This window comes from Streptomyces sp. A18 (assembly GCF_059026065.1).
On sequence record NZ_JBWLKL010000048.1, the window covers coordinates 1 to 25,864 of the forward strand.

Annotated in this window: 23 protein-coding genes and 1 pseudogene; 14 read left to right on the top strand and 10 right to left on the bottom strand. The window is 70.9% G+C overall.

Annotated features, from left to right (window positions below; all coding sequences use genetic code 11):
• The 4 genes and pseudogenes from AC5P1C_RS38485 to AC5P1C_RS38500 form a co-directional block, all read left to right on the top strand.
• Nucleotides 1-149: pseudogene (locus tag AC5P1C_RS38485) on the top strand (flavodoxin-dependent (E)-4-hydroxy-3-methylbut-2-enyl-diphosphate synthase); the annotation flags it as partial.
• 442 nt (nucleotides 150-591) lie between these two features.
• The gene (locus tag AC5P1C_RS38490) at nucleotides 592-1,440 is read left to right on the top strand and encodes a GNAT family N-acetyltransferase (RefSeq protein ID WP_493870627.1); all 849 of its coding nucleotides are present in this window, start codon (nucleotides 592-594) and stop codon (nucleotides 1,438-1,440) included.
• 72 nt (nucleotides 1,441-1,512) lie between these two features.
• On the top strand, nucleotides 1,513-2,058 hold the full coding sequence (locus AC5P1C_RS38495) for a GNAT family N-acetyltransferase (protein ID WP_493870628.1): 546 nt from the start codon (nucleotides 1,513-1,515) through the stop codon (nucleotides 2,056-2,058).
• A 69-nt stretch (nucleotides 2,059-2,127) separates the two neighbouring features.
• Entirely contained in the window at nucleotides 2,128-3,822 is a 1,695-nt protein-coding gene (locus AC5P1C_RS38500; RefSeq protein WP_493870629.1) for a proline--tRNA ligase, read from the top strand.
• Between the two features lie 197 nt (nucleotides 3,823-4,019).
• Here AC5P1C_RS38500 and AC5P1C_RS38505 read toward each other — a convergent pair whose 3' ends face one another.
• From AC5P1C_RS38505 to AC5P1C_RS38515, 3 genes are read right to left on the bottom strand one after another with little or no spacing between them, the layout of a single operon-like run.
• Nucleotides 4,020-4,913 carry an aminoglycoside phosphotransferase family protein gene (locus tag AC5P1C_RS38505; protein WP_493870630.1) on the bottom strand — a complete coding sequence of 298 codons (894 nt, stop codon included), beginning with the start codon at nucleotides 4,911-4,913 and terminating at the stop codon, nucleotides 4,020-4,022.
• A gap of 27 nt (nucleotides 4,914-4,940) precedes the next feature.
• Nucleotides 4,941-5,411, bottom strand: coding sequence for a ferritin-like domain-containing protein (locus AC5P1C_RS38510; RefSeq protein WP_493870631.1), 471 nt, complete (start codon nucleotides 5,409-5,411; stop codon nucleotides 4,941-4,943).
• The gene (locus tag AC5P1C_RS38515; RefSeq protein ID WP_493870632.1) at nucleotides 5,408-5,938 is read right to left on the bottom strand and encodes a hypothetical protein; all 531 of its coding nucleotides are present in this window, start codon (nucleotides 5,936-5,938) and stop codon (nucleotides 5,408-5,410) included. The genes AC5P1C_RS38510 and AC5P1C_RS38515 overlap by 4 nt, the downstream gene beginning before the upstream one ends.
• A gap of 289 nt (nucleotides 5,939-6,227) precedes the next feature.
• Between AC5P1C_RS38515 and rimP the strand changes: the two genes are divergently transcribed.
• The 9 genes from rimP (at nucleotide 6,228) to AC5P1C_RS38560 (ending at nucleotide 18,245) form a co-directional block, all read left to right on the top strand.
• On the top strand, nucleotides 6,228-6,728 hold the full coding sequence (gene rimP, locus AC5P1C_RS38520; RefSeq protein WP_493870633.1) for a ribosome maturation factor RimP: 501 nt from the start codon (nucleotides 6,228-6,230) through the stop codon (nucleotides 6,726-6,728).
• Between the two features lie 2 nt (nucleotides 6,729-6,730).
• A complete protein-coding gene (gene nusA, locus AC5P1C_RS38525) occupies nucleotides 6,731-7,729 on the top strand; it encodes a transcription termination factor NusA (protein WP_493870634.1) in 999 nt (332 codons plus the stop codon).
• A 67-nt stretch (nucleotides 7,730-7,796) separates the two neighbouring features.
• Nucleotides 7,797-8,087: a YlxR family protein gene (locus AC5P1C_RS38530; RefSeq protein WP_351165619.1), complete on the top strand. Its 291-nt coding sequence runs from the start codon at nucleotides 7,797-7,799 to the stop codon at nucleotides 8,085-8,087.
• 145 nt (nucleotides 8,088-8,232) lie between these two features.
• On the top strand, nucleotides 8,233-11,424 hold the full coding sequence (gene infB / locus AC5P1C_RS38535; protein WP_493870635.1) for a translation initiation factor IF-2: 3,192 nt from the start codon (nucleotides 8,233-8,235) through the stop codon (nucleotides 11,422-11,424).
• Nucleotides 11,425-11,562: 138 nt separating this feature from the next.
• On the top strand, nucleotides 11,563-11,856 hold the full coding sequence (locus AC5P1C_RS38540) for a DUF503 domain-containing protein (RefSeq protein WP_493870636.1): 294 nt from the start codon (nucleotides 11,563-11,565) through the stop codon (nucleotides 11,854-11,856).
• A 32-nt stretch (nucleotides 11,857-11,888) separates the two neighbouring features.
• On the top strand, nucleotides 11,889-12,365 hold the full coding sequence (rbfA, locus tag AC5P1C_RS38545) for a 30S ribosome-binding factor RbfA (protein WP_493870637.1): 477 nt from the start codon (nucleotides 11,889-11,891) through the stop codon (nucleotides 12,363-12,365).
• Nucleotides 12,362-13,270 (top strand): tRNA pseudouridine(55) synthase TruB, encoded by a 909-nt coding sequence (gene truB, locus AC5P1C_RS38550; RefSeq protein ID WP_493870638.1) that lies wholly within the window; start codon nucleotides 12,362-12,364, stop codon nucleotides 13,268-13,270. The genes rbfA and truB overlap by 4 nt, the downstream gene beginning before the upstream one ends.
• Nucleotides 13,271-13,542: 272 nt before the next feature.
• Nucleotides 13,543-17,154, top strand: a complete 3,612-nt coding sequence (locus tag AC5P1C_RS38555; protein ID WP_493870639.1) for a trypsin-like peptidase domain-containing protein — start codon at nucleotides 13,543-13,545, stop codon at nucleotides 17,152-17,154.
• Nucleotides 17,155-17,279: 125 nt separating this feature from the next.
• Complete coding sequence (locus tag AC5P1C_RS38560) at nucleotides 17,280-18,245, top strand: bifunctional riboflavin kinase/FAD synthetase (RefSeq protein WP_493870640.1); 966 nt, start codon at nucleotides 17,280-17,282, stop codon at nucleotides 18,243-18,245.
• Nucleotides 18,246-18,283: 38 nt separating this feature from the next.
• Here AC5P1C_RS38560 and AC5P1C_RS38565 read toward each other — a convergent pair whose 3' ends face one another.
• A complete protein-coding gene (locus AC5P1C_RS38565) occupies nucleotides 18,284-18,487 on the bottom strand; it encodes a hypothetical protein (protein ID WP_493870641.1) in 204 nt (67 codons plus the stop codon).
• A 243-nt stretch (nucleotides 18,488-18,730) separates the two neighbouring features.
• On the opposite strand from AC5P1C_RS38565, the gene AC5P1C_RS38570 reads away from it, so the two are divergent.
• Nucleotides 18,731-18,955, top strand: coding sequence for a hypothetical protein (locus AC5P1C_RS38570; protein ID WP_493870660.1), 225 nt, complete (start codon nucleotides 18,731-18,733; stop codon nucleotides 18,953-18,955).
• Nucleotides 18,956-19,105: 150 nt separating this feature from the next.
• Here AC5P1C_RS38570 and AC5P1C_RS38575 read toward each other — a convergent pair whose 3' ends face one another.
• The 6 genes from AC5P1C_RS38575 to AC5P1C_RS38600 all read right to left on the bottom strand — a co-directional run bounded on the left by AC5P1C_RS38575 (nucleotide 19,106) and on the right by AC5P1C_RS38600 (nucleotide 25,534).
• Nucleotides 19,106-19,303 carry a hypothetical protein gene (locus AC5P1C_RS38575; RefSeq protein WP_493870642.1) on the bottom strand — a complete coding sequence of 66 codons (198 nt, stop codon included), beginning with the start codon at nucleotides 19,301-19,303 and terminating at the stop codon, nucleotides 19,106-19,108.
• Nucleotides 19,304-19,501: 198 nt separating this feature from the next.
• On the bottom strand, nucleotides 19,502-20,518 hold the full coding sequence (locus AC5P1C_RS38580) for an oligopeptide/dipeptide ABC transporter ATP-binding protein (RefSeq protein ID WP_493870643.1): 1,017 nt from the start codon (nucleotides 20,516-20,518) through the stop codon (nucleotides 19,502-19,504).
• Between the two features lie 35 nt (nucleotides 20,519-20,553).
• The gene (locus AC5P1C_RS38585) at nucleotides 20,554-21,735 is read right to left on the bottom strand and encodes an ABC transporter ATP-binding protein (protein ID WP_493870644.1); all 1,182 of its coding nucleotides are present in this window, start codon (nucleotides 21,733-21,735) and stop codon (nucleotides 20,554-20,556) included.
• Entirely contained in the window at nucleotides 21,624-22,562 is a 939-nt protein-coding gene (locus AC5P1C_RS38590) for an ABC transporter permease (protein ID WP_493870645.1), read from the bottom strand. Before AC5P1C_RS38590 ends, AC5P1C_RS38585 begins: the two co-directional genes overlap by 112 nt.
• The gene (locus AC5P1C_RS38595) at nucleotides 22,559-23,641 is read right to left on the bottom strand and encodes an ABC transporter permease (protein WP_493870646.1); all 1,083 of its coding nucleotides are present in this window, start codon (nucleotides 23,639-23,641) and stop codon (nucleotides 22,559-22,561) included. The genes AC5P1C_RS38590 and AC5P1C_RS38595 overlap by 4 nt, the downstream gene beginning before the upstream one ends.
• A 3-nt stretch (nucleotides 23,642-23,644) precedes the next feature.
• A complete protein-coding gene (locus AC5P1C_RS38600; protein WP_493870647.1) occupies nucleotides 23,645-25,534 on the bottom strand; it encodes an ABC transporter substrate-binding protein in 1,890 nt (629 codons plus the stop codon).
• Nucleotides 25,535-25,864: the final 330 nt, after the last annotated feature.

The window sequence follows — 25,864 nt, forward strand, 5'->3', positions numbered from 1 at the left end:
GGCAGATCTTCGTCAAGGGCGAGGTCATCAAGACCGTCCCCGAGTCGAAGATCGTGGAGACCCTCATCGAAGAGGCGCTGAAGATCGCCGAGCAGATGGAGAAGGACGGCGTCCCTTCGGGCGAGCCGTCGGTGGCTGTGGCGGGCTGATCCTCGCCTGCGCGCCCAGGCGTCTACGTGGGCCCCGCCACCGGGGGTTGGTGGCGGGGCTGTCCTTTGCCTGCGGGTCGCTCCGGCCTGAACCGCCGCTTCGCGGCGGATGCCTCCCATCCACCCGAGTACCTCGCGGCACCGGCTGATGCGGGGCAATCGGGTGGTGGGCGGGAAACCCGCCGCGAAGCGGCGAAGAAGGCGAGCCACCCCCCGGCCCGCGGAGGAGGCGACGGCCGAGCCCCAAGCCGCCCCGCGGCACGAGGTAGCTGCCGGGTGATCGGTGGGTGGGTGGGAGACAGCCGCCGCGAAGCGGCGAAGAAGAGCCACCCCGGCCCGCAGGGAAGGGAGACAAAGCCCCCTCCAAGCGACCCCACGGCACAAGGCGCCCCCGCCAGGTACAGTGCGGAGATCAGCAGACCGTATGGTGAGGCCCCCGCACGTGTTGACTCAGACCACCACCAGGGTCCTCGAACCGAGTGACCTGGACGCCGCGCTCGCCGTCCTTGACCGCGAGCCCGTGGCCAACGCTTTCGTGGCCTCGCGGGTCCGGGTCGCGGGCCTCGACCCGTGGCGGCTCGGCGGTGAGATGTGGGGCTGGTACCAGGACGGCATGTTGGAGTCCCTCTGCTACGCGGGCGCCAACCTCGTTCCGATCTGCGCGACCCCGCGAGCCGTCCGCGCCTTCGCGGACCGCGCCCGCAGGGCGGGCCGTCGCTGCTCCTCCATCGTCGGCCCCGCCGAACCGACCGCCCAACTGTGGCGGCTGCTCGAACCGTCCTGGGGCCCCGCCCGCGAAGTCCGAGCCCAGCAGCCCCTGATGGTCACCGACCGTCTGCCGCACGACATCACGCCTGATCCGTACGTCCGTCGCGTCCGCAAGGACGAGATGGAGACGATCATGCCCGCGTGCGTGGCGATGTTCACCGAGGAGGTCGGCATCTCGCCGATGGCGGGCGACGGAGGCCTCCTCTACCAGGCGCGGGTCGCCGAACTGGTCGGCGCGGGGCGGTCGTTCGCGCGCCTCGACCGCGACGGCAAGGTCATCTTCAAGGCCGAGATCGGCGCGGCCACGGCACACGCCTGCCAGGTGCAGGGTGTGTGGGTGGCCCCCGAGTACCGGGGCCAGGGCTTCGCGGCACCCGGCATGGCGGCCGTCCTGCGCTACGCCCTCGCGGACGTCGCCCCGGTTGTCAGCCTCTACGTCAACGACTTCAACACCGCGGCCAGGGCGGCGTACCGGCGGGTGGGTTTCCAGGAGGTCGGGGCGTTCATGAGCGTCCTGTTCTAGCCCCCTTCCAGCTCCTCCGCGTCTCCCACCGCCCTCCTCACGTACCCCCGTACGCGAGTTAAAGTTCGGCGCATGACTGACGACGTCGTGTTCGGGCCGCTGGACCTCGCCACGCACGTGGACGAAGCGCTGCGGGTGCAGGCCCACGCCTTCGGGCTCAGCGACGACGAGGTGTCCGTACGGCGGCAGATCGTGCTGCGGCACATCACCTACCCCGGCGCCCGCGCCCTCGGCGCCACCACCCCCGAGGGGCGGCTCATCGGCTTCGTCTACGGCATGCCCAACGACCGCGGCCACTGGTGGTCGACGGTCGTCGAGCCGTATCTGCGCGCCGGAGGCATGGACGGCTGGCTCGACGACTCCTTCGTGATCACCGAACTCCATGTGCAGCCGGGCTACCAGAACCGCGGAGTCGGCCGCACCCTGATCACCACCATCACGGACGCCGTCCGCCAGCCCCGCTCGATCCTCTCCGCGATCGACACGGAGAGCCCCGCGCGCGGCCTCTACCGCTCCCTCGGCTACGCGGACCTGGCCCGCAACGTCCAGTTCCCCAGCGCCCCGAAGCCGTACGCGGTGATGGGCGCGCCCCTGCCGCTGAGGCGGCCGGGAACTTAACCGATTTCCGCGCGCCCCCGCGGCCCAGCTAACCTCCTGCCCATCACCCTTTCCACGCAGGAGTTCACCATGGCCCAGGTCCAGCGCATGTCCCGATTGATGATCAAGACACTGCGCGACGACCCGGCGGACGCCGAGACGCTCAACCACAAGCTGCTCGTCCGGGCCGGATACGTCCGCCGCACCGCCGCGGGCATCTGGTCCTGGCTGCCGCTGGGCAAGAAGGTCCTGGAGAACATCACCCACGTCGTGCGCGAGGAGATGGACGCCATCGGCGCCCAGGAGGTCCTCCTGCCCGCGCTCCTGCCCAAGGAGTCGTACGACGTGACGGGCCGCTACGACGAGTACGGCGACCTGCTCTTCCGCCTCAAGGACCGCAAGGGCGCGGACTACCTCCTCGGCCCCACGCACGAGGAGATCTTCACCCAGATCGTCAAGGACCAGTGCTCGTCCTACAAGGACATGCCGGTCATCCTCTACCAGATCCAGACGAAGTACCGCGACGAGGCCCGCCCCCGCGCCGGTGTGCTCCGTGGCCGCGAGTTCCAGATGAAGGACTCGTACTCCTTCGACACGACGGACGAGGGCCTCGCCGAGTCGTACGCCCTGCACCGCGCCGCGTACATCAAGATCTTCGAGCGCCTCGGCCTCGACCACCGCATCGTCTCCGCCGTCTCCGGCGCGATGGGCGGCTCGGCCTCCGAGGAGTTCCTGGCCCCCGCGCCGGCCGGCGAGGACACCTTTGTGGACTGCCCCGCCTGCGACTACGCGGCCAACACGGAGGCCGTGTCCTTCGTCGCCGCCGAGGTGGACGCCTCGGCGCACGGCCCGATCGAGGACCTGGACACCCCCGACACCCCGACCATCGAGACGCTCGCGGCCCACCTCGGTGTCCCCGCGTCCGCGACCCTGAAGAACCTCCTGGTCAAGGTCGACGGCGAGATCGTCGCCGTGGGCGTCCCCGGCGACCGCGAGGTCGACCTCGGCAAGCTCGGCGAGCACCTGTCGCCCGCCGTCGTGGAGCTGGTGACGGCCGAGGACTTCGTGGGCCGCGACGATCTCGTACGCGGATACGTCGGCCCGCAGGGCCTGGAGAAGGTCCGCTACATCGCCGACCCGCGGGTGGCGGCGGGCACGGCCTGGATCACCGGCGCCAACAAGATCAACACGCACGCGAAGAACGTCGTCGCGGGCCGTGACTTCGAGGTCGACGACTACCTCGACGTCGTGGTCGTCGAGGAGGGCGACCCCTGCCCCAAGTGCGGCACCGGCCTGAAGCTGGACCGCGCCATCGAGATCGGCCACATCTTCCAGCTGGGCCGCAAGTTCGCCGACGCCTTCCAGCTGGACGTCCTTGGCCAGCAGGGCAAGCCGGTCCGCGTGACCATGGGTTCGTACGGCATCGGCGTCTCGCGCGCGGTGGCTGCGCTCGCCGAGCAGACGGCGGACGACAAGGGCCTGTGCTGGCCCAAGGAGATCGCCCCCGCCGACGTCCACGTGGTGGCCGCGGGCAAGGCGCTCCAGACGGAGCTCGCGCTCGACATCTCCGAGCAGTTGAACGCCGCGGGTGTGCGGGTGCTGGTCGATGACCGTGCCGGGGTCTCGCCGGGCGTGAAGTTCACGGACGCGGAGCTGATCGGTGTGCCGCAGATTCTGGTGGCGGGGCGGCGCTCGGCCGAGGGTGTCGTGGAGCTGAAGGACCGGCGGACCGGGGAGCGCGAGGAGCTGACGGTGGCGGAGGCGGTTGCGCGTCTGACGGTCTGAGTCGGGCTGGGGTTCGGGCGTTCCCCGCGGGGCTCTCCCCAATCCCACCCCTTCCCGCAACTGGGGCTCCGCCCCAGACCCCGCTCCTCAAACGCCGGAGGGCTGAACCACTCAGCCCGTCCGGCGTTTGAGGACGAACTCGGCGAAGCCGGTGATGACGGCAACCAAGGCGCCCCGCCCGCCAAGCGCCCCGCCCGCTAAAGCCACCCCGCGAACTCCAACAACAGCTCCGCATCCTGCTCTCGCCCGACCCGCCGCGCCCGTACGCCCGACTCCACGGCCCGGAACAGGGTCCACCCCCGCAGCCGCTCCTGATCCACATCCAGTGACTCGGCCAGCTTCTTCACCCGGCGGCGGGTGATCGAGGCCCCCGAGGGCGAGGCGATCAGGTCCTCGACGCGGTCGCGCACGAGCCGCGCCAGGTCGAAGGCGGGCTCCCCGACCACCGGGTCGGGCCCCACCGCCAGCCACGGCAAACGGTCACCCTGGAGAACCTTGCTCTGCCGGAACGTGCCGTGCAGCAGCCGCACCTCCGCCTCCCCGGCAAGGAGCTCGTCCCGCGCGGCGAGCGCCGCGTCCACCAAAGGCCCGACCTCCCCGTCGGCAGACGCCCGCATCGCCTCGGCCTGCCGCCCCGTCCGCTCGGCGACCGTCTCGAAGCGGTGCCCCGTGGGCGGCTCCACCCACAGCCGCCGCAGCGTGCCCGCCGCTTCAAGCAAGGCCTTGGCCTCGGGCAGCGAACGCACCGACACATCGCGGTGCAGCCGTTCAAGCAGGAGGGCTCCGTCCGCTGCCGAGGGGTCCAGGAGGCGTACCGCGCCGAGCCCGTTCCAGTGCGCCAACGCAGCCCGCTCGCTCTCGGGCCGCGACCGCGGCGGCACCAGCTTCAGGACAGCGGGCGTGCCGTCGGCGAGCCGCACCAGGATGACCAGGCCACTGCGCCCGCCGGGCACGTGGACCCGTTCGACGGTCAACTCGCGTAGGGAGACGGCCTGTTCAGCTGCCTCGGGCAGCTTCGCCAGCCAGTCGTCGCCGTCCTGCGCCGTCTCACCGAGAGCGGTGACCAAACGCTGGGGCGGTTCGAGAGCCATACGCGAGGTGTTCCCTTCCTGAGCGGTTTAGGCCTTGGGTGCCGAGGAGCCAGGAGTGGCGGCCCGCTCGGCGAGACCAGGGAAGGTTACGCTCCCGCCGCGCCACCGCGCGGCACGGACCGCCGCCTCCCGCAGCGCCTCGGCCGCGTGCCCCCGCCGGGCGCCGGTGGAGGCCCGTACGAGATCCGAGTAGACCCCCGCGACCCGCTCCTCCAGTTCCGTCGCGAGCCGCACGGCCGCCGCGGAGTCCGGCACCGCGAACGGCAGCGCGTACGCGGCGGCCGACGGCTCGGGCTCGCCGCCCAGGTCGCGCACGGCGCGCTGCAGCTCGTCGCGCCGGGCGCGATGCGCGTCGTACGCCGTGCGGGCCTCGGCCCTGCGGTCCTCGCCGACACGGCCGCCGACGACCCCGAAGCCGTACACGGCGGCGTGCTCGGCACCCAGCGCCGCCTGTACCGCCGCCAACTCGTCCTTCAACTCGTCCTTGGAATCGCTCACTTGTCGCCCTCCGTCAGCAGATACGCGTGCGCTGCGCCCGCCGCCGACACCGACGCGAGCAGCCTTGCCAGCTCTGCGGGCGCGTCCAGCAGCGCACTCCCGCGCCGCTTCGCCAGCTCCCGCTCGGCCTCGGCGAGCTCGCGCACGGCGTCCTTCTCGTCCTTGGGGACGGAAGGCTTCCGAGGCGGGGGCGACGCGGGCGTGGAGGGGGAGCCCGAGGGCGACGGGGGAACGGCCCCCTCGGCGAAGACCTTCTCGTGCCGCTTCACCTCCGCCCGCAGCGGGTCGAGACGGCCGGCCAGCGAGGGATGCGCGGCGAGGACGGCGTCGTACCGTCCGAGCAGCTCACCGCTGTCCCGGGCGGCACGTGAGCGCAGCCGCGCGGCGGCGGACGGACGTTCGTCCGTGGAGTTGGAGTCCGAGCAGCCCGAGAGCAGCGCGGCCCCGGCCGCTCCGGCGGCCCCGGTCAGCAGACTCCTCCGGCGCGGCCCCGAGCGGGCGTGCGAGGGGGTGGGATACGACGGCACAGCAGACGTCCTCGGCAGGAAGGCCAGAAAGGCAGGCAGTCAGAAGGTGGGCGAGCCGGGCGCTCGGGCCTGTCGTCAGACTTCCGTCTGACGACAGGCCCGAGCCAGGTGATCACCGTACCTTCGGCCTGCCCTCGTACGCGTGAGCGGCTCGTGGCCCGTCGTACGGAGGGCGGCCGGCGGCCGGACGGCGGGCGGACAGCGGCGGCAACACCCCTCGGGACCGGATACCCTTTGACCTGACACACGACGATCCCACAACAGCACACGCGGCCGAGGAGTCACCCGGATGAGCACCACCCAGAGCGAGAGGCTGCGAGAACTGCTCGAACCGCTCGTCAGCTCGAAGGAACTGGATCTCGAAGAGATCGAAGTGGCCTCGGTCGGACGCAAGCGGGTGCTGCGGGTCGTCGTCGATTCCGACGACGGCGTGGACCTGGATCAGATCGCCGAGATCAGCCGCGAACTCTCCGAGAAGCTCGACGAGAGCGACGCGATGGGCGACGGGGAATACACCCTCGAAGTCGGCTCCCCGGGCGCGGAACGCCCGCTGATGGAGCACCGCCACTATCTGCGGGCCGTCGGCCGCCTGGTGAAGTTCCAGCTGACCGAGGGCGGCGACGAACTGATCGCCCGCATCCTCGAGGTGGACGACGAAGGCGTGGATCTTGAAGTACCGGGCGTGAAGGGGCGCAAGCCCACCGCCCGCAGGCTCGCCTTCGACGAGATCGCCAAGGCGCGCGTCGAGGTCGAGTTCAGCCGCAAGGACAAGAAGGAAGAGGAGGCGTAGCCGTGGACATCGACATGAGTGCCCTGCGGGGTCTGGTCCGGGAGAAGGAGATCTCCTTCGACCTGCTGGTCGAGGCGATCGAGTCGGCCCTCCTCATCGCCTACCACCGCACCGACGGCAGCTTCCGTCGTGCCCGCGTGAAGCTGGACCGCGACAGCGGCCATGTGACGGTGTGGGCGACGGAGGACCCGGCTGACCTCGAAGAGGGCCAGGAGGCCAAGGAGTTCGACGACACCCCGTCGGACTTCGGCCGCATCGCCGCGACGACCGCCAAGCAGGTCATCCTGCAGCGCCTGCGCGACGCCCAGGACGACGCGACCCTCGGCGAGTACGCGGGCCGCGAGGGCGACATCGTCACCGGCGTCGTCCAGCAGGGCCGCGACCCGAAGAACGTGCTGGTCGACATCGGCAAGCTCGAGGCCATCCTGCCGGTGCAGGAGCAGGTCCCGGGCGAGGAGTACGCCCACGGGCTCCGCCTCCGTTCGTACGTCGTCCGGGTGGCGAAGGGTGTCCGTGGCCCCTCGGTCACGCTCTCCCGCACCCACCCGAACCTCGTCAAGAAGCTCTTCGCGCTCGAGGTGCCCGAGATCGCCGACGGTTCGGTCGAGATCTCGGCGATCGCCCGCGAGGCCGGTCACCGGACCAAGATCGCGGTGCGCTCGACCCGCTCCGGCCTGAACGCCAAGGGCGCCTGCATCGGCCCGATGGGCCAGCGTGTGCGCAACGTCATGGCCGAGCTCAACGGCGAGAAGATCGACATCGTCGACTGGTCGGACGACCCGGGCGAGATGGTCGCCCACGCGCTCTCCCCGGCGCGGGTCAGCAAGGTGGAGATCGTCGACCTCGCGGCCCGTTCCGCGCGTGTGACGGTGCCCGACTACCAGCTGTCCCTCGCGATCGGCAAGGAGGGCCAGAACGCCCGCCTCGCCGCGCGGCTCACGGGCTGGCGCATCGACATCCGTCCGGACACCGAGCAGGTCCAGGGCTCCGACGAGTCTTGATCAAGACAACAACCGTTCGATTTTTGCCCCAAAGGGGTGAGGTCGGTGCGGGGAGGTAGACTTAATCGTGTCTGGCCGGACGCAAGCCCGCGCATGCCCTGAACGCACCTGTGTGGGGTGCCGGGAGCGAGCGGCCAAGAGCGATCTGCTGCGCATCGTGGCGAAAGAGGGCGCTTGCGCCCCCGATCCAAGCGGTACGCTGCCCGGCCGGGGTGCGTATATCCACCCCGTTCCGGTCTGTCTCGACCTGGCGGTCCGACGCAGAGCGTTCCCGAGGGCCTTCCGGGCCCCGGGCCCGCTCGACACGGCGGACTTGCGCCGAGTCGTCGAGACAGTTGCCCAGCAGGCAACACCGTAAGGAAGGTCGCGCGGAACCCCGCGCGGCCCTGGTATTCCGCGAGTTGGAAGTAGGTCGAGATTGCGATGAGCACTCGATGAGCACGCGATGAGTACGCCCATGAAGTAGCGACGGTCCGGCGTAACCCGGACCTAAAAGGAGCGAAGTGGCTAAGGTCCGGGTATACGAGCTCGCCAAGGAGTTCGGCGTAGAGAGCAAGGTCGTCATGGCCAAGCTCCAAGAACTCGGTGAATTCGTACGTTCGGCGTCCTCGACGATCGAGGCGCCCGTTGTACGCAAATTGACTGACGCATTGAACCAGGGCGGTGGCAACGGCAAGGCCGCCGCCAAGCCCGGGGCGCCGCGCAAGCAGGCCGCCCCCAAGCCGCCGGCCCCCTCGGGCTCGGCGTCTCCCTCTCCCGCGCAGGCCGCCCGTCCGGGTCCGGCCGCGCCGAAGCCGCCGACGGCCAAGCCGGCCGCCGCGGCCGACAAGCCGGCGGCATCGCCGGCCGCTCCCGGCCCGCGTCCGGGTCCGAAGCCGCCGACGCCCAAGCCGGCGCCCGCGGCTCCGGCAGCACCGGCGGCTCCGGCTGCCCCGGCCGCGCCCGCCGCACCGGCGAGCCCGGCTCCGGCAGCCCCGGAGTTCACCGCTCCGCCGGCCGCTCCGGCCGCCTCCTCGGCGCCGGCAGGCCCCCGTCCGGGCGCTCGTCCGGGTGCCCCGAAGCCCGCGGGCCGTCCGGCCCCCGGCCAGGGTGGTCAGGGTCAGGGCGGTCGTGGCGACCGCGGCGACCGTCAGGGTGGCGCACGCCCCGGCTCCGGTGGACCTGGCGGCCAGGGTGGCGCTCCGCGCCCCGGTGGCCGTCCGGCGGGACCGCGTCCCGGCAACAACCCCTTCACCTCTGGTGGCTCCACCGGCATGGCGCGCCCGCAGGCGCCCCGTCCGGGCGGCGCCCCGCGTCCCGGAGGCCAGGGTGGCCCCGGCGGTCCCGGCGGCGCCCCGCGCCCGCAGGGCCAGGGCGGCCAGGGTGCTCCTCGTCCGCAGGGCCAGGGCGGCGCTCGCCCGACGCCCGGCGGCATGCCTCGCCCGCAGGGTGGTGCCCCGCGTCCCGGTGGCGCTCCCGGCGGCGGCGGTAACCGTCCGAACCCGGGCATGATGCCGCAGCGTCCCGCCGCGGGTCCGCGTCCCGGCGGTGGCCCCGGCGGTGGCCGTGGTCCCGGTGGCGGCGGTCGTCCCGGCGGTGCCGGTGGCGGCGGCGGTCGTCCCGGTGGCGGCGGCTTCGCGGGCCGTCCCGGTGGCGGTGGCGGCGGTGGCTTCGCCGGTCGTCCCGGTGGTCCCGGTGGCGGTGGCGGCGGCTTCGCCGGTCGTCCCGGTGGCGGCGGCGGTCGTCCCGGCTTCGGTGGCCGTCCCGGCGGTCCCGGTGCCCGTGGTGGCACGCAGGGTGCGTTCGGCCGTCCCGGCGGGCCCGCCCGTCGTGGCCGCAAGTCGAAGCGGCAGAGGCGCCAGGAGTACGAGTCGATGCAGGCTCCGTCGGTCGGCGGCGTCATGCTGCCGAGGGGCAACGGCCAGGCTGTCCGCCTGTCCCGTGGTGCCTCGCTGACCGACTTCGCCGAGAAGATCAACGCCAACCCGGCGTCGCTCGTCGGCGTGATGATGAACCTCGGCGAGATGGTCACTGCCACGCAGTCCGTCCCGGACGAGACGCTGAAGCTCCTCGCGGACGAGATGAACTTCGTCCTGGAGATCGTCAGCCCGGAGGAGGAGGACCGCGAGCTGCTCGAGTCCTTCGACATCGAGTTCGGCGAGGACGAGGGCGGCGAGGAAGCGCTCATGGCGCGTCCGCCGGTCGTCACCGTCATGGGTCACGTCGACCACGGTAAGACCCGACTTCTGGACGCGATCCGCAAGACGAACGTCATTGCGGGCGAGGCCGGCGGTATTACGCAGCACATCGGTGCGTACCAGGTCGGTGCCGAGGTCAACGGCGAGGACCGCCGGATCACCTTCATCGACACCCCCGGTCACGAGGCGTTCACCGCCATGCGTGCCCGTGGTGCGAAGTCCACCGACATCGCGATCCTCGTGGTCGCGGCCAACGACGGTGTGATGCCGCAGACGATCGAGGCGCTGAACCACGCCAAGGCGGCCGACGTGCCGATCGTGGTCGCGGTCAACAAGATCGACGTCGAGGGTGCCGACCCGACCAAGGTGCGCGGTCAGCTCACCGAGTTCGGTCTGGTCGCCGAGGAGTACGGCGGCGACACGATGTTCGTCGACATCTCCGCCAAGCAGGGCGAGAACATCGAGGCCCTCCTGGAGGCCGTGGTCCTGACCGCGGACGCCTCGCTCGACCTGCGCGCCAACCCTGAGCAGGACGCGCAGGGTATTGCGATCGAGTCCCACCTGGACAAGGGCCGCGGCGCCGTCGCGACCGTCCTGGTCCAGCGCGGTACCCTCCGCGTCGGTGACACGATGGTGGTCGGCGACGCGTACGGCCGAGTCCGCGCGATGCTCGACGACAAGGGCGAGAACGTGAACGAGGCGGGTCCCTCGACCCCGGTCCTCGTCCTCGGTCTCACCAACGTCCCGGGTGCCGGCGACAACTTCCTGGTCGTCGACGAGGACCGTACGGCCCGTCAGATCGCCGAGAAGCGTGCCGCCCGTGAGCGCAACGTCCGCTTCGCCCGCAAGGGTGTGCGGTTCTCCCTGGAGAACCTGGACGAGGCCCTCAAGGCCGGTCTGGTGCAGGAGCTCAACCTCATCATCAAGGGCGACGCGTCCGGTTCGGTGGAGGCCCTCGAGTCCTCGCTGCTCCAGCTCGACGTCGGCGAAGAGGTCGATATCCGCGTCCTGCACCGCGGCGTGGGTGCGGTCACCGAGTCGGACATCGACCTGGCGACCGGCTCCGACGCGATCGTGATCGGCTTCAACGTCCGTGCGGCCGGTCGTGCCGCGCAGATGGCCGACCGCGAAGGCGTGGACGTCCGGTACTACTCGGTCATCTACCAGGCGATCGAAGAGATCGAAGCGGCCCTCAAGGGCATGCTCAAGCCGGAGTACGAAGAGGTCGAGCTCGGCACGGCGGAGATCCGCGAGATCTTCCGCTCGTCCAAGCTGGGCAACATCGCCGGTGTTCTTGTCCGGTCGGGCGAGGTCAAGCGCAACACCAAGGCGCGCCTCATCCGCGACGGCAAGGTCATCGCGGAGAGCCTCAACATCTCCGGTCTGCGCCGCTTCAAGGACGACGTCACCGAGATCCGCGAAGGGTTCGAGGGCGGTATCAACCTCGGCAACTTCAACGACATCAAGATCGACGACGTCATCGCGACGTACGAGATGCGCGAGAAGCCGCGAGGCTGATCACGACAGCTCGAACCGGGGCCGGTCGAGGGGAGGTAAATCCCGTCGATCGGCCCCGGCCGTTCCGTGTACGGTTCTTGTGTCCCTGCCAAGTGGTTGGCGGGGCGGAACCCGAACCGGCGGGACATCCGGACACACATGTATGTGGGGACTCTGTCCTTCGATCTGCTCCTCGGCGACGTTCGCTCGCTGAAGGAGAAACGCTCCGTCGTCCGCCCGATCGTCGCCGAACTCACGCGCAAGTACGCGGTGAGCGCGGCGGAGACCGGGAACCAGGACCTCCATCGCAGGGCCGAGATCGGCCTGGCGCTGGTCTCCGGGGAGACGGGGCACCTCACCGACGTACTCGACCGGTGCGAGCGCATGGTCGCCGCCCGTCCCGAGGTGGAGCTGCTCTCCGTTCGACGCAGGCTCCACAGCGACGAAGACTGATTGCACAGCAAGGCGAAGAAGGAGACGGAGCAGTGGCCGACAACGCGCGGGCGAAAAGGCTGGCGGACCTCATCCGAGAGGTGGTTGCCCAGAAGCTGCAGCGCGGGATCAAGGACCCGCGGCTCGGTACGCATGTGACCATCACGGACACCCGGGTCACGGGTGACCTGCGGGAGGCGACCGTCTTCTACACGGTCTACGGGGACGACGAGGACCGCGCGGCGGCCGCCGCCGGTCTGGAGAGCGCCAAGGGCGTCCTCCGTTCCGCGGTGGGCCAGGCCGCGGGTGTGAAGTTCACCCCGAGCCTCGCCTTCGTGGCGGACGCGCTGCCGGACAACGCCAAGGCCATCGAGGACCTCCTCGACCGGGCAAGGCTCTCGGACGAGAAGGTGCGCGAGGTGTCCGCGGGCGCCGAGTTCGCCGGCGGTGCCGACCCGTACCGCAAGCCGGAATCCGAGGACGACGCGACCGACGAGACCGACGAAACGGACGGCGACGCCCGCGCATGAGCAACACCAGCAACAAGACGCCGGACGGCCTTGTCATCGTCGACAAGCCGTCCGGCTTCACTTCGCATGACGTGGTCGCCAAGATGCGCGGGATCGCCAAGACCCGCCGCGTGGGCCACGCGGGCACCCTCGACCCCATGGCGACGGGCGTTCTCGTCCTCGGGGTCGAGCGGGCGACCAAGCTCCTCGGCCACCTCGCGCTGACGGAGAAGGAGTACCTCGGCACGATCCGGCTCGGCCAGAACACGGTCACGGACGACGCCGAGGGCGAGATCACCTCGTCGGCCGATGCGTCGGGGATCAAGCGGGACGCCATAGACGCAGGGATCGCCAAGCTCTCCGGCGACCTCATGCAGGTGCCGTCGAAGGTCAGCGCCATCAAGATCGACGGCAAGCGGTCGTACGCGCGCGCCCGTGAGGGCGAGGACTTCGAGATCCCCGCCCGCCCGGTGAAGGTCTCCGCCTTCACGGTCTACGACGTCAGGGACGCCGTGGCCGAGGACGGCACCCCCGTACTCGACCTGGTCGTGTCCGTCGTCTGCTCGTCGGGCACGTACATCCGCGCCCTCGCCCGCGACCTCGGCGCCGACCTCGGGGTCGGCGGCCACCTGACGGCGCTGCGGCGCACCCGCGTCGGGCCATACAAGCTGGACGCGGCGAAGACCATCGACCAGCTCCAGGAGGAGCTGACGGTGATGCCGGTGGCCGACGCTGCCGCCGCCGCGTTCCCGCGCTGGGACGTGGACGAGCGGCGGGCGAAGCTGCTGCTCAACGGCGTGCGGATCGAGATGCCGGGGGAGTACGCCGGGGTCGGCGCCGTCGCTGTCTTCGATGCGGAGGGCCGGTTCCTGGTCCTTGCCGAGGAGCTGAAGGGCAAGGCCAAGAGCCTGGCCGTCTTCGCCTGACCCTCCCGTACGTAGGATCCCGTCCCCTTTCCCGTACGTCGGATCTCCGTCGTGGAGCGGCGGACAGCTGTGAGCATGGCTGTCGGCGCCGCTCCACAGCGGCCCCCCCCCACCTCAAGATGTATCCATCGCGCCCTGCCGATTCACCCCATCGGGCAGGCGCTCGGAGTGAATCGAGGGGCGGAAGGGGGCGCGTTCGGGAGGCGTTCTGTCCTGCTGATCACTGCCGATCTACCGTCGTGGAGAACGGGGCGTGGCGGGGAGGTTCGGGCATGACGGGACAGGGTGACCCGGCGGCGCTCGACGGGGCTCTGGTGCGGATCTGTGATCTGGCCGGGCGCCCGCGCGGGACGGGTTTCGCCGCCGACGACCACGGCACGGTGATCACCAGCCATGAAGCGGTCGACGGCCTCGCGCGGCTCGTGCTGCACGCGGCGGGAGAGCGCGTCTGCGTGGTGGCCGCCGATTCCGTGGTGGCACTCCCCGAGGCCGATCTGGCCCTCGTCCGCACGGAGGGGCTCGGCCTGCGGCCGCTGCCTGTGACGGTCCGCGAGACCGTTCCCGTGGGCGCGTACGTCCACATCGTCGCGTGTGGCCTGCGCGAGGCGCGGGTCCTTGGTCCGGCCCCGGTGACGTACACGGCGACGGACCGCTTCCATCTCATCGACGCCGCCATGGAGTTGGCGATCGGCACGGACGGCGCGGACGCGCTGCGGCTCGGCTGCGGCTCGGCGGGCGGCCCGGTCGTCGACGCCTCGTCCGGAGCCGTGCTCGCCGTCCTCGCGACCGCGCTGCACGGCGAGCACAGCGCGGCGGGGTTCGCCGTGCAGCTGAGGGAGGCTGCGGCCGCAGCCGCGGGCGGGCCGCTCGCCGAGCTCCTGGCGCGCAACGCGGCGACCGTTCCCGCGTACGGCCGCGATCTCAATCTGGCGGGTGTGCTGCACCTGGCGGCGACGTCGGTGGGTTCGGACGGCCCGCGTCCCGCTCTCCTCGAACCGGTCGAACGCCCGGATACGGCAAGGGAGTTGACGGACTTCACGACCGGGCCCGCACAGGTCCTCGGCCTGGTCGGCGATCCCGGCACCGGCCGGACCACGGAACTCGCCGCGCTCGCCGCGGGCCGCGCGCGGGGCGCCGAACCTGCTCCCACGCTGTGGCTGCGCGGGGCCGACCTCCAGGGGACCGACACGGGCGTGGGCGACGCGGTGGAGCGGGCGATCGAGCGGGCGGGGCGGATCGTGGAGGCTTCGGAGGCGCCGGAGCCCTCCGAGGGTGCTGCGGCCTCGGAGGGTTCTGCGGTCTCCGGGGACTCGGACGACGGGCTCGGGGACATCTCCGCGGGGCGGATCGCGCGGCTCGTGCGGGACGAGGGGCGGCCGTTGCTGCTGTTGCTCGACGGGCCCGAGGAGATGCCGCCGGCCCTCGCGCACCGCCTCGCGGAGTGGAGCAGCGGGACGGCGGAGTGGCTGCGGGGGACGGGAGCGCGGCTCGTGGTGGGCTGCCGGGCGGAGTACTGGGAGCAGGCGGGCGCGCACTTCCCGGCGGAGCTGCTGCCGCGGCCCGGGTGCGTGCACCTGGGGGACCTGCCCGAGCGGCAGGCACGGATCGCACGGGCGCGGTACGGCATTCCGGACGGGGCGCTCGCCGCCGCCGATGCGCGGCATCCGCTGGCCCTGAGGCTGCTCGCGGAGGTGCGGGCGGCTCTTCCGGATGAGCCACCGCCGGGGTGCCCGGACCGGGAGGAGATCTTCGAGGCCTACTTGGACGTGCTGTGCCTACGGGTGGCTGTGCGGCTCGCGGCGGCGAACGGTCTGCGGGGCACGGCTGTACGACGCCTCGCGGCGAAGGTGTCCGGGCAGGTGCATGAGGCCGCGCGGCGGTGCCTGGGGCCGGGGCAGGGGGAGCTCGACCGGGCGTCGTTCGAGGGGGTGTTCCCGTGGGGGACGGGATGGGCATCGGCGGTGCTCACGGAGGGGCTGCTTGTTCCTGCCGGGGGCGGATACCGGTTCGCGCACGAGGAGCTCGCGGACTGGATCCAGGGGATGCACTTGGATGTGGACGGGGCCTTGTGGTCCCTGGTGTTCCGGCACCGCGAGCCGACGCCGGGGGCGGTCGCCGCCCTGCCGGTGCCCCGGCATCGGATCGGCCCCGTGATCCAGGCCTTGCTGCTCCTCGGCCGCCAGCGCGGGCCCGCGGAACTCGAGGCTCGGCTGGGTGACTTGGCCCGGTTCGCCGAGCCCTGCCCCAGCCCTCGTGAGTCACCCCCCGGCATCATCCAGGACTGCGCCCACCCTCCCCGCCCTACGGGACGCGTGCCTACGGCGGCGGGGACGGCGGCGGGGATGGCGGCGGAGGGCGGGACGGCTCCCGTTGTGGTGGGGGATGCGGGCGGCGCCTCAGCGCCGTGGGGTGCCCATGCGTCGGGGGACGCGGGGGACGTCCCCCCGCCGCGGGGTGCGGAGACACAAGGGGACGCGCAGTGGTGGGCCACCCACCTGCTGGGCGAGACGCTGCAGAGGGTGGGCGACGCGGCCCCGTACCTGGGGTTGCTCAAGCAGCTGGCCCAGCAGGGCACCCACCCCGCCGCGTTCTGGCTGAACCTGCCCCTCGCCGAAGGCCCCCGCTTCGACCTCCTGCGCGAGGCAGTCATCCACGACCCCCCGCCCGGCCCCCCGCAGGGTCGGCGTTGCCTCGACGCGGTAGCAGAACTGCTGGCCAAGGACCCCGCCAAGGTGCAGACACAACTCACCCGCTGGTTCACCGACGACCGCCCCCTCGAAGCCACCCCCCACGCCACCGTCGCCTCCGCCGCCCAGGCCCTCCTCCACACCCACCGCCACCGCGCCATCGACGACCTCACCGAAGTCCTCGTCGACTCCGCCCACCCCCGCGCCGACGAACTCCTCGCCGCCCTCGCGGAGGAGGAGCCATCGGCCATCTGCCGGGCCGTCGACCGCTGGGTCCACGACGAGCGCCCCGCACGCCGCGTCGCCGCCGTCGCCTACGGCCTGCGCGCCGCTCCGCACGTCACCACGGACGCCGACCGCAGGCTCCTGCGGTACGCGGCCTTCGCTCTCCTCGCCCGCACCGCTGACGACACCCTGCACGGCGCCGCCCTCGCCCTTCTCGTACGCGACCCGCAGACCCGCGCCCGCCACCTGCCACCCGCCCTGAAGCGCTTCACCGCGGGCGACCCGCAGCTGCCCGCCGGCGCGCTCGTCGCCGCCCTGGACACCCACCCGGAGCAGGTGCTCGCCGCCTTCCGGACCCGCCTGTACGGGCCCGGCCCCGCGCCGGGTGAGGTACTGCGCGGCCTGGCCGGCGTGACGGCGACCCCGGCAGCCCGGCGGGTGGCCGATCTCGTACGCGACGTCCTTGAGCTTCGCCCCGACCTGGCGGGGCATGTGGCCGCCTACCTCGACCTGCGGTTCGAGCAAGGGCCAGGTGCACGTGCCGTCCTCTTCCCTCTGGTCACGGGCCTCCTCCGGCACCACACGCCCGCGGTACGCGCCGCGCTCGCCGCGGCCGTCGCCGCCCCGGGCACCGACGTCTCGCGCGCCCTGCGTACCGAGCTCCTGGACGTGCTGCTCGCCCAGGAGCGGGCGCCCGAAGTCCTGGACGCCGTCCTCTGCGCCGCGGCGGGCGACGGCGACAGGGAACGGGTGCGCGAGCTCGTGCACCGCACCGGCGTGCTGCTCGTCCGCACTCCGGAGGGCGCGACCTGCTTCGACCGGCGCCTGGTCGAGCTGGCCCGATCCGTGCCCGGCTTCTCCGGCCTGGTCTCCCGGTGGATCTGCGCGTCCCCGCAGGACTGGTCCGCCCTCGTCGGCCCCAGCGCCCGCCGGATGATCGAAAACCTCGCCGGAGCACGTGTCCCGGCGTGACCCCCACCACCCCCTCCGATGCGATCCGGATCGCGCGGGCATGGCAGTCTTAGACCTGCGCAATCGGCAATGGGACGTACACGCACGTACACACACGTACACAGGTTCGGCGAGGAGCAAAGACAGTGCAGCGCTGGCGTGGCTTGGAGGACATCCCCCAGGACTGGGGGCGCAGCGTCGTCACCATCGGTTCCTACGACGGCGTACACCGCGGGCACCAGCTGATCATCGGCCGCGCGGTGGAGCGCGCCCGTGAGCTGGGCGTGCCCGCCGTCGTCGTCACCTTCGACCCGCACCCCAGCGAGGTCGTGCGCCCTGGCAGCCACCCGCCGCTGCTCGCCCCGCACCACCGGCGCGCCGAACTCATGGCGGATCTCGGCGTGGACGCGCTGCTCATCCTTCCGTTCACCACGGAGTTCTCGAAGCTGTCGCCCGCCGACTTCGTCGTCAAGGTCCTGGTCGACAAGCTGCACGCGCGCCTGGTCGTGGAGGGCCCCAACTTCCGCTTCGGCCACAAGGCCGCGGGCAACGTCGCCTTCCTGACCGAGCTCGGCGCCACGTACGACTACGAAGTCGACGTCATCGACCTGTTCGTGAGCGGCGAGGCCGGGGGCGGCGAGCCCTTCTCCTCGACTCTCACCCGGCGCCTGGTCGCCGAGGGCGACGTGGAGGGCGCGGCGGAGATTCTCGGCCGCCCGCACCGCGTCGAGGGCGTCGTCGTGCGTGGCGCGCAGCGCGGTCGCGAACTGGGCTTCCCCACCGCCAACGTGGAGACGCTGCCGCACACCGCGATCCCCGCAGACGGCGTCTACGCGGGGTGGCTGCACGCCCAGGGCGAGGCGATGCCCGCGGCGATCTCCGTCGGGACGAACCCGCAGTTCGACGGGACGGAGCGGACGGTCGAGGCGTACGCGATCGATCGCGTGGGACTCGATCTGTACGGCCTTCACGTGGCCGTGGACTTCCTCGCCTTCGTGCGCGGGCAGGCGAAGTTCGACTCGATCGACTCGCTGCTCGTCGCCATCGCGGACGACGTGAAGAAGGCCCGGGAGCTCATCGAGGCCGACTCCGACGGCGCCTCCCTGAAGTAGAGGGCCGGAAGCGGGACTTCACCCCCGGCCCCGTGCGCCTACAGGAGATGAGAGAGCGCGACGCTGTTGACCAGCGGGCCCTCGACGGTGGCTCCTTCGGTGATCAGTGACTCGACGGCGGGCAACGGGGGCGGGTTCGCGGCCGGATACGGTGCCGCCGCGGCTGGAGCGGTCATCGCGGTGACGGACAGGGCCAGGGCTGCGAGCAGGGTGAAGGCCAGGACGTGGCGACGATGACGCATGCGATCTCTGCTTTCTTCGGGTTCTTCGGGTTCTTCGGGTTCATTGAGATCTTGGGTTCTTGGGCTTGGGTGCTTCCGGTCGGTGGGGAGAGGTCGGGTTAGCCCACACGGGCGACGCGCGGGCCCCGGCATCCGACGACCCGTTCGTATGATCGTCAGTGACTTCCTGGACGTGCAGGGGTTACGCACGGTGAGCGGGCCGCGATCGGCGGACCCGCACACGCACGGTCCAAGGAGGCTGCAGTGAACGGCAGTTGGGTGCAGGCAACGTCACGTTGGGCGCTGGTCGCGGCGATGGCGGCGGTGCCGTCCGTCCTGAGCTCCGGCATGGCACACGCCGACGAGACGCACAAGAACTCGCACAACGCGCCCACGGTCGCTCTGATCAACACCGGCCAGATCGACGACCCGATGGAGGACGTGCTTGAGCACACCCTCAACTTCGGGGACGGGTACAGGTGGGACTGACGCACCCGGCCGTTCGTGGTCGTACCGTCCGTACTTGCGCGGTCCCGGGTGGCCGCGCAAGTACGTGACGATGCAAGGCTGTTCAGGCCGCGTGGGTCAAAGGGATCACGAGACCACAGGGATCACGAGGCCGCAGGGGTCACGAGGCCGTCATGGTGCGAGGCACGCCGCGCCCGGCACCTCGGAGGGGACGCCGGGGCTGGCCGGATCGACGAGCGAGGTGACGTCACCTGCCGCCTGTGCCACGCAGTCGACGGTCGCGACGGGGTCCGGGACGGCACTGGCGGGCACGGCGAGGGCCCCCAGCAGCGCGACGGCCCCGAGGATGACGGCGGCGGAACGGCGCATGGAAATCTCCTTCACTTCGGTGGAGTTGACTACGGTCCGTGAGTGTCTCGGACCTCTCTGTGACTCCCCACCGCTCATGCCTGATAGGCGCCGCATCACCCGTACGTGGCTGAGGTAACGATCCGTCACCACAGGACGTCGCCCCGCCCTCCCCTGACGGGACACAAACCTCGGTCAGAACCTCGGTCAGAACCTCGATCAGACGCCGGACGCGCTGACGTTGACCGCCGCCCAGTGGCACGCCACCTGCGTCTCGCCACCCCCGGACAGCACCGGCAGATCCTCCGTCCGGCAGCGGTCGGCGACCCCCGCCTGCTCCGCCTCGCCCGAAGCGAGGACCTGACAGCGCGCGTGGAACCGGCAGCCGCCCGGGATACGCGAGGGGTCCGGCGGCTCGCCGGTGAGGACCACGGGGTCGCCCGGCGCCTCCGGGAGAACGGACAACAGCGCCTGGGTATAAGGATGCTGAGGTGAGGTCAGGACCTCCTCCACCGTCCCCGTCTCGACGATCCGGCCCAGGTACATCACCGCGACGCGATCAGCGATGTTCCACGCGAGACCCAGGTCGTGTGTCACCACGAGGGCGGACAGGCCCAGTTCGTCGCGGAGCTTGAGCAGCAGGGCGAGGATCTCACCGCGTACGGAGGCGTCGAGCGAGGCCACCGGCTCGTCCGCGACGATCAGTTCGGGCTCGAGGACCAGCGCGCCCGCGATGACCACGCGCTGGCGCTGGCCGCCCGACAGCTCGTGTGGATAGCGCAGGAAGAACCGCTCCGGCGGCCGAAGCCCGGCCCGTGACAGGGCGTCGGCGACCGTGGCCTGCTCGTCGCCCCCGTAGCCATGGATGCGCAGGCCCTCCGCCACGGCCTCGTACACCGTGTGACGGGGGTTCAGGGAGCCGCTGGGGTCCTGGAGCACCAGCTGGACCCGCTTGCGGTACGCCTTCAGGGCGCGGCCCGAGTAGTCGAGCGGCTTGCCGCCGAAGGTCACCTTGCCGGAGGTGGGCGTCACCAGACCGAGCAGGGAACGGGCCAGGGTCGTCTTGCCGCAGCCCGACTCGCCGACCAGGGCCACGATCTCGCCCGGCTTGATGTCGAGGTCGACGCCGTCCACGGCACGCGCGGGCGGTGCGCCGCGGCGGCCGGGGAACGTGATGTGCAGGTCGCCCGCCGACAGCAGGGGCTCAGCGGACAGCAGGGTGTCGTCGGTGGTCATGCGTCGCTGCTCCTCGGTGCGTGATCTGTCGGTGCTCACGGCGTACGCTCCGCCGTCGCCGGTGCCGAAGTCGGCTGCGCCGGGAGCTGCGCGCCCGCGTGCACGCACGCCGCGCGGTGCCGGGGGCCCGCGTCCCGCAGCGCCTGGTCCTCCGTGGTGCAGGAGTCGAGGGCGACCGGGCAGCGCGGGTGGAACGTGCAGCCCGTGGGGAGCAGGGACGGATCCGGCGGGTCGCCGGGCAGGCCGCGCGGGGCGAAGCGGGACGCCGTGTCGCCGATGCGCGGGAAGGCCGCGGAGAGGGCCTGTCCGTACGGGTGCTGGGCGTTCTCGTAGACCTCGGAGGCCGGGCCCTCCTCGACGACGCGGCCCGCGTACATCACCGCGAGCCGGTCGCAGGTGTCGGAGAGCACCGCGAGGTCATGGCTGATCATGATCAGGCCCAGGTCCTGCTCGGCCACCAACTGCTCGATGAGGCGCAGGATCTGCGCCTGGATCATCACGTCCAGGGCCGTCGTCGGCTCGTCGGCGATGATCAGGCGCGGATCGCAGGCGAGCGCCATCGCGATCATCACGCGCTGGCGCTGCCCGCCCGACAGCTCGTGCGGATAGGCCTCCGCGCGGGCGGCCGGCAGACCCACCTGTTCGAGCAGCTCACCGGCCTTCTTCTTCGCCCCCGCCTGGGTCGCCTTCTTGTGCAGCAGGATCGGCTCGGCGATCTGGTCGCCGATGCGGTGCACGGCGTTCAGCGAGTGCATCGCGCCCTGGAAGACGATCGAGGCGCCCGCCCAGCGGACCGCGCGGACCTGGCCCCACTTCATGGTGAGGACGTCCTCACCGTCTAGCAGGACCTCGCCGGTCACCTTCGTACCGGCGGGCAGCAGCCGCAACAGGGCGAGCGCCAGCGTCGACTTGCCGCAGCCGGACTCGCCCGCGACGCCCAGCTTCTGGCCCGCGTCGACCGAGAGGTTCACGCCGCGCACGGCGGCCGCCCCGGACGCGTACGTCACTTCGAGATTTCTTACGTCGAGCAGGCGCTGTTCCGGCGCTTTGGTCTCTGTCACGTCGGTCTCCGCCACGTCCGTCTCCGTCACCTTGTCCGAACCACTCAACGGGAGACCCCTAGCCTGGGGTTGAGCACGGACTCCACGGCGCGCCCGCACAGCGTGAACGCGAGGGCCACGACGGCGATGGCGAGTCCGGGCGGTGCGAGGTACCACCAGTTGCCCGCGCTGACAGCGCCCGCCTCGCGCGCGTCCTGGAGCAGTCCGCCCCAGGAGACGACGGTCGGGTCGCCGAGGCCGAGGAACGCGAGCGTGGCCTCGGTCAGGATGGCGTTCGAGATGACGAGAGTGGTCTGCGCGAGCACCAGCGGCATGACGTTGGGCAGGACGTGCCGGCCCATGACATGGCCGTGGCCGCCGCCGAGGGCCTGCGCCCGTTCGATGTAAGGGCGGGACTCCACGGCCAGGGTCTGCGCGCGGACGAGCCGCGCGGTCGTCGGCCAGGTGGTCACGCCGATCGCCAGAATGATCGTCCAGATGGACTTGGACATCACCGAGGCGAGCGCGATGGCGAGCACCAGCGTCGGCATCACCAGGAACCAGTCGGTGACCCGCATGATGACGGTGGAGTACCAGCCCTTGAAGTGTCCGGCGGTGATCCCCACGACCGTGCCGATGGCCACCGAGAGCACGGCGGCGAGCAGCCCGACGGTGAGCGAGATCCGCGCGCCCCACACGAGCAGGCCGAGCAGATCGCGCCCGAACTGATCGGTGCCCAGCGGGAATTCACCGCTCGGCGACTCCATCGGCTTGCCCGGCGCGTCGGTCACGCTCTGCGCGTCCGCGCCCACCAGAAGCGGCGCGAATACGGCGACGAGCGCGATGACGACGAGCGCGGCGAGCCCGAAGAGACCGGCCCGGTGCGTGCGGTACTCCCGCCAGAAGCGGGCGACGGAGTGCCGTCTGCGGGTCCAGGCGAGGGCCCGGGGGCTCTTCGCGACCGGGACCTCGGGGGCCTCGGGCTTGGTTGCTTCGGTCGTCATCGGCCCACCCTCGGGTCGAGCAGCGGATAGATCACGTCGGCCAGGGTGTTCATCAGGATCACCGCGGCGGCGAACACGAAGAACAGACCCTGCACGAGGGGCAGGTCGGGCACGCTGAGCGCGGCGTAGAAGAGCCCGCCGAGCCCCGGCCAGGAGAAGACGGTCTCGACGAGGATCGCGCCCGCCACCACCGTGCCGAGGTTCACGAACATCAGCGTGACCGTGGGCAGCATCGCGTTCGGGACGGCATGACGGCGACGTACGAGATCGTCCCGAAGACCCTTGGCGCGCGCGGTGGTCAGATAGTCGCTGCCCATCTCGTCGAGCAGGGAGGACCGCATCACGAGGAGCGTCTGCGCGTATCCCACCGCCACCAGGGTGATGACGGGGAGCACCATGTGGTGCGCGACGTCGATGATGTACGCGATGCCTGTCTCACCCCCCGATTCGAGCCCGCCGGTCGGGAAGAGACCGGGGATCGGGCCGACCCCCACCGAGAAGGTGATGATGAGAAGAAGGCCGAGCCAGAAGGACGGCACGGAGTAGAGGGTGAGCGCCAGGCCGGTGTGGACGCGGTCCCCGAGCCCTCCGTTGCGCCAGGCCGTGCGGGTGCCGAGCCAGATGCCGATGAGGGTGTAGAGGACGAACGCGGTGCCGGTGAGCAGGAGCGTCGCGGGCAGCGCGTCGGTGATCTTCTCCATCACCGGGGTGTGGAACTGGTACGAGGTGCCGAAGTCGCCGGTCAGGGCATTGCCGCAGTAGTCGAAGAACTGCGTCATGACCGGCTGGTCGAGGCCGAACTCCTTGCGCATCGCGTCCAGCTGTTCGGACGATACGCGCTTTCCGCCCGTCATCTGCTTCACCGGGTCACCCGGGATGAGCCGGAACAGGAAGAAGCTGGTGACGAGGACGGCGAACAGCGAGACGGCGGCGCCGCCCAGCTTGCCCGCCACGTACTGGAGATAGGCGCGGGTGCCCGGGGCCCGGGGGCCGCGGGCCGACGGCCCGGCGAAAACCGGGTCGTCGGTCGCCGCGGTGCCCTCGGTGTCGAGCAGTGCGGGATTGCTGTCAGCGGTCATGCGTTACTCGCGGTCCTCTGCGGTCGAACGGCGGCGCAGGGCGAACAGGACTCCACCGCCGACGAGCACCACCGCGGCGGCGGCGATACCGATGATGACACCGGTCGAGCTTCCATCCTTGGAGGAACTCTTCCCATCCGCGGGCTCCGCCGACCACCAGGACCAGTAACCGTCCTGGCCGTAGATGTTGCCCGCGGCCGTCGGCATGGTGGTGATGGACTTGATCTGGTCGGTGCGGTAGGCCTCTACGGCATTCGGGTACGCGAGGATGTTCATGTATCCGGAGTCGTAGAGCCAGGACTGCATTTCCTTGACGGTCTCGGCGCGCTTGGCCGGGTCGTACTCGGCCAGCTGCTTGTTGTAGAGCTCGTCGTACTTCTTGTCGCAGATGAAGTTGTCGGTCGCGGCGCTCTCCTTGGCCTTTACCGGGAGCGCGTTGCAGGCGTGGATGCCGAGCACGAAGTCCGGGTCGGGGTTGACCGACCAGCCGTCGAACGCGAGATCGTACTCACCGGCGTACCAGGGCACGGACACGTCGTCGAGACAGTTGACCTTGAGCCCGATGCCGAGCTCCCCCCACCACTCCTTCAGATACTTGCCGACGGCCTTGTCGTTCGGGTCGGTGGCGTGACACAGGATGCGGAAGTCGAGCGGCTTCCCGTCCTTGCCGACGCGCTTGCCGTCGCCGTTCTTCTTGTAGCCCGCGTCGTCGAGGAGTTGGGCCGCCTTCTTGGGGTCGTACGCCAGCTTCTGCTCGGCCGAGGGCTTCCACGCGTAGTCCGCGAAGCGCGGCGGGATGTACCCCTCGCCCTCTACGGCCTGCCCCTGGAAGACCTTGTCGACGAGTGCCTCGCGGTCGACGGAGAGGAAGAGCGCCTGACGGACCTTCTTGTCCAGGAGGGCCGGATGGCCGTCACCGAACTTCTTGCCGTCGCGGGTCTTGGCGCCGGGGTTGGTGGCGATGGCGAAGAAGCGCCGCCCTGGCCCTTCGTTCACCTTCACGTTCTCCGTGCCCTTGAGCTCGGAGGCCTGGGCCGGGGTGAGGGCGGGCTGGCCGGCCACGAAGGAGACCTCGCCCTTCTTGAGTGCCGCGACGGCCGCGTCCTGGTCCTTGTACGTCTTGAAGACCACCTCGTCGAACTTGGGCGCGCCGCGCCAGAAGTTCTTGTTGGCCTTCAGCTTCACGTACTGGTCGGTCTTGTAGTCGGTGAGGACGAAGGGTCCGTTCCCGACGATGGGGAACTTCTTGTCGTTGTTGAACTTGGAGATGTCCCCGACCTTCTCCCAGACGTGCTTGGGAACGATCGGCACGTCGAGGGCGGCCATCGTGGCCTGCGGCTTCTTCAGCTCGACGACCAGCTCGGTGGGGCTGGGGGCGGTCACCTTCTTGAAGTTGGCGACGAAGCCGGAGTTGGCGGTGGCGGTGCCCTGCTTGGACATCAGCTTGTTGAACGTCCAGGCCGCGTCCTCGGCGGTCGCCTTCTTGCCGTCCGACCACTTGGAGTCGTCCCGGATGGTGTACGTCCAGGTCAGCTTGTCGGCAGAGGGCTCCCACTTGGTGGCGAAGCCCGGGATCGCGTGGTTGTCCTTGGCGTCGTAGTTCGTCAGGTACTCGTTGGTGAGGCGCAGGATGCTGGTGCTGAGCAGCCGCTGGGCGAGGAACGGGCTGAGCGAGTCGACGCTCTGGGCCACGGCGACGGTCAGGGTCTCCTTGCCGTCCGCCTTTGCCTCGGCCTGTTCCGGGGCCGGGTTGAGGGGGCTGGCAAGGCCTGCGGTGAGGGTGAGGGCGCCGGTGGCGGCTGCCAGGAGGAGACGGAGGCGCGGTGGAGTCTTCGGGGGCGCCTTGGTGGTGCGGCGGGACCGTGTTCTGCCGTGCTGATCTTGTGTGTCCATGGGTCGGTGACCTCGCGTCATCGCTCGCGCAGAGATGGCTAGTTGATCAAGGAACGTCAGCTGGTGATGTGTGTTTACCAGCGCCAGTCTGCGTCAGTCAACGGCAGGTGAACCCCATGTGGCCTGCGGAAATAACGAGTTGACGCGGATTTCATCCGCATTGGTCAAGACCTGTGAAGCGTGGCTGGTCGGGGGGTGATGGTGGGGGGAGGGGCAGGTGGGGGAGGGCGTCGCCATTCGGGGAGGGGCGAGCTGCGGGTAATCCGGTGGGTGGACGGGAAAGTTTGTTCGTCAAAGCTTGTTCGTCAGCGGAAGCTGCGGGCGACGGGA

Bases quoted from the DNA above. Each gene is read 5' to 3' on its own strand.
- AC5P1C_RS38565 (WP_493870641.1), bottom strand. From the start codon at position 18,487: ATGCGTCATCGTCGCCACGTCCTGGCCTTCACCCTGCTCGCAGCCCTG.
- AC5P1C_RS38505 (WP_493870630.1), bottom strand. From the start codon at position 4,913: ATGGCTCTCGAACCGCCCCAGCGTTTGGTCACCGCTCTCGGTGAGACG.
- AC5P1C_RS38540 (WP_493870636.1), top strand. From the start codon at position 11,563: ATGTATGTGGGGACTCTGTCCTTCGATCTGCTCCTCGGCGACGTTCGC.
- rimP (WP_493870633.1), top strand. From the start codon at position 6,228: ATGAGCACCACCCAGAGCGAGAGGCTGCGAGAACTGCTCGAACCGCTC.
- AC5P1C_RS38500 (WP_493870629.1), top strand. From the start codon at position 2,128: ATGGCCCAGGTCCAGCGCATGTCCCGATTGATGATCAAGACACTGCGC.
- AC5P1C_RS38495 (WP_493870628.1), top strand. From the start codon at position 1,513: ATGACTGACGACGTCGTGTTCGGGCCGCTGGACCTCGCCACGCACGTG.
- truB (WP_493870638.1), top strand. From the start codon at position 12,362: ATGAGCAACACCAGCAACAAGACGCCGGACGGCCTTGTCATCGTCGAC.
- AC5P1C_RS38575 (WP_493870642.1), bottom strand. From the start codon at position 19,303: ATGCGCCGTTCCGCCGCCGTCATCCTCGGGGCCGTCGCGCTGCTGGGG.
- AC5P1C_RS38590 (WP_493870645.1), bottom strand. From the start codon at position 22,562: ATGACGACCGAAGCAACCAAGCCCGAGGCCCCCGAGGTCCCGGTCGCG.
- AC5P1C_RS38600 (WP_493870647.1), bottom strand. From the start codon at position 25,534: ATGGACACACAAGATCAGCACGGCAGAACACGGTCCCGCCGCACCACC.
- AC5P1C_RS38580 (WP_493870643.1), bottom strand. From the start codon at position 20,518: ATGACCACCGACGACACCCTGCTGTCCGCTGAGCCCCTGCTGTCGGCG.
- AC5P1C_RS38555 (WP_493870639.1), top strand. From the start codon at position 13,543: ATGACGGGACAGGGTGACCCGGCGGCGCTCGACGGGGCTCTGGTGCGG.
- AC5P1C_RS38595 (WP_493870646.1), bottom strand. From the start codon at position 23,641: ATGACCGCTGACAGCAATCCCGCACTGCTCGACACCGAGGGCACCGCG.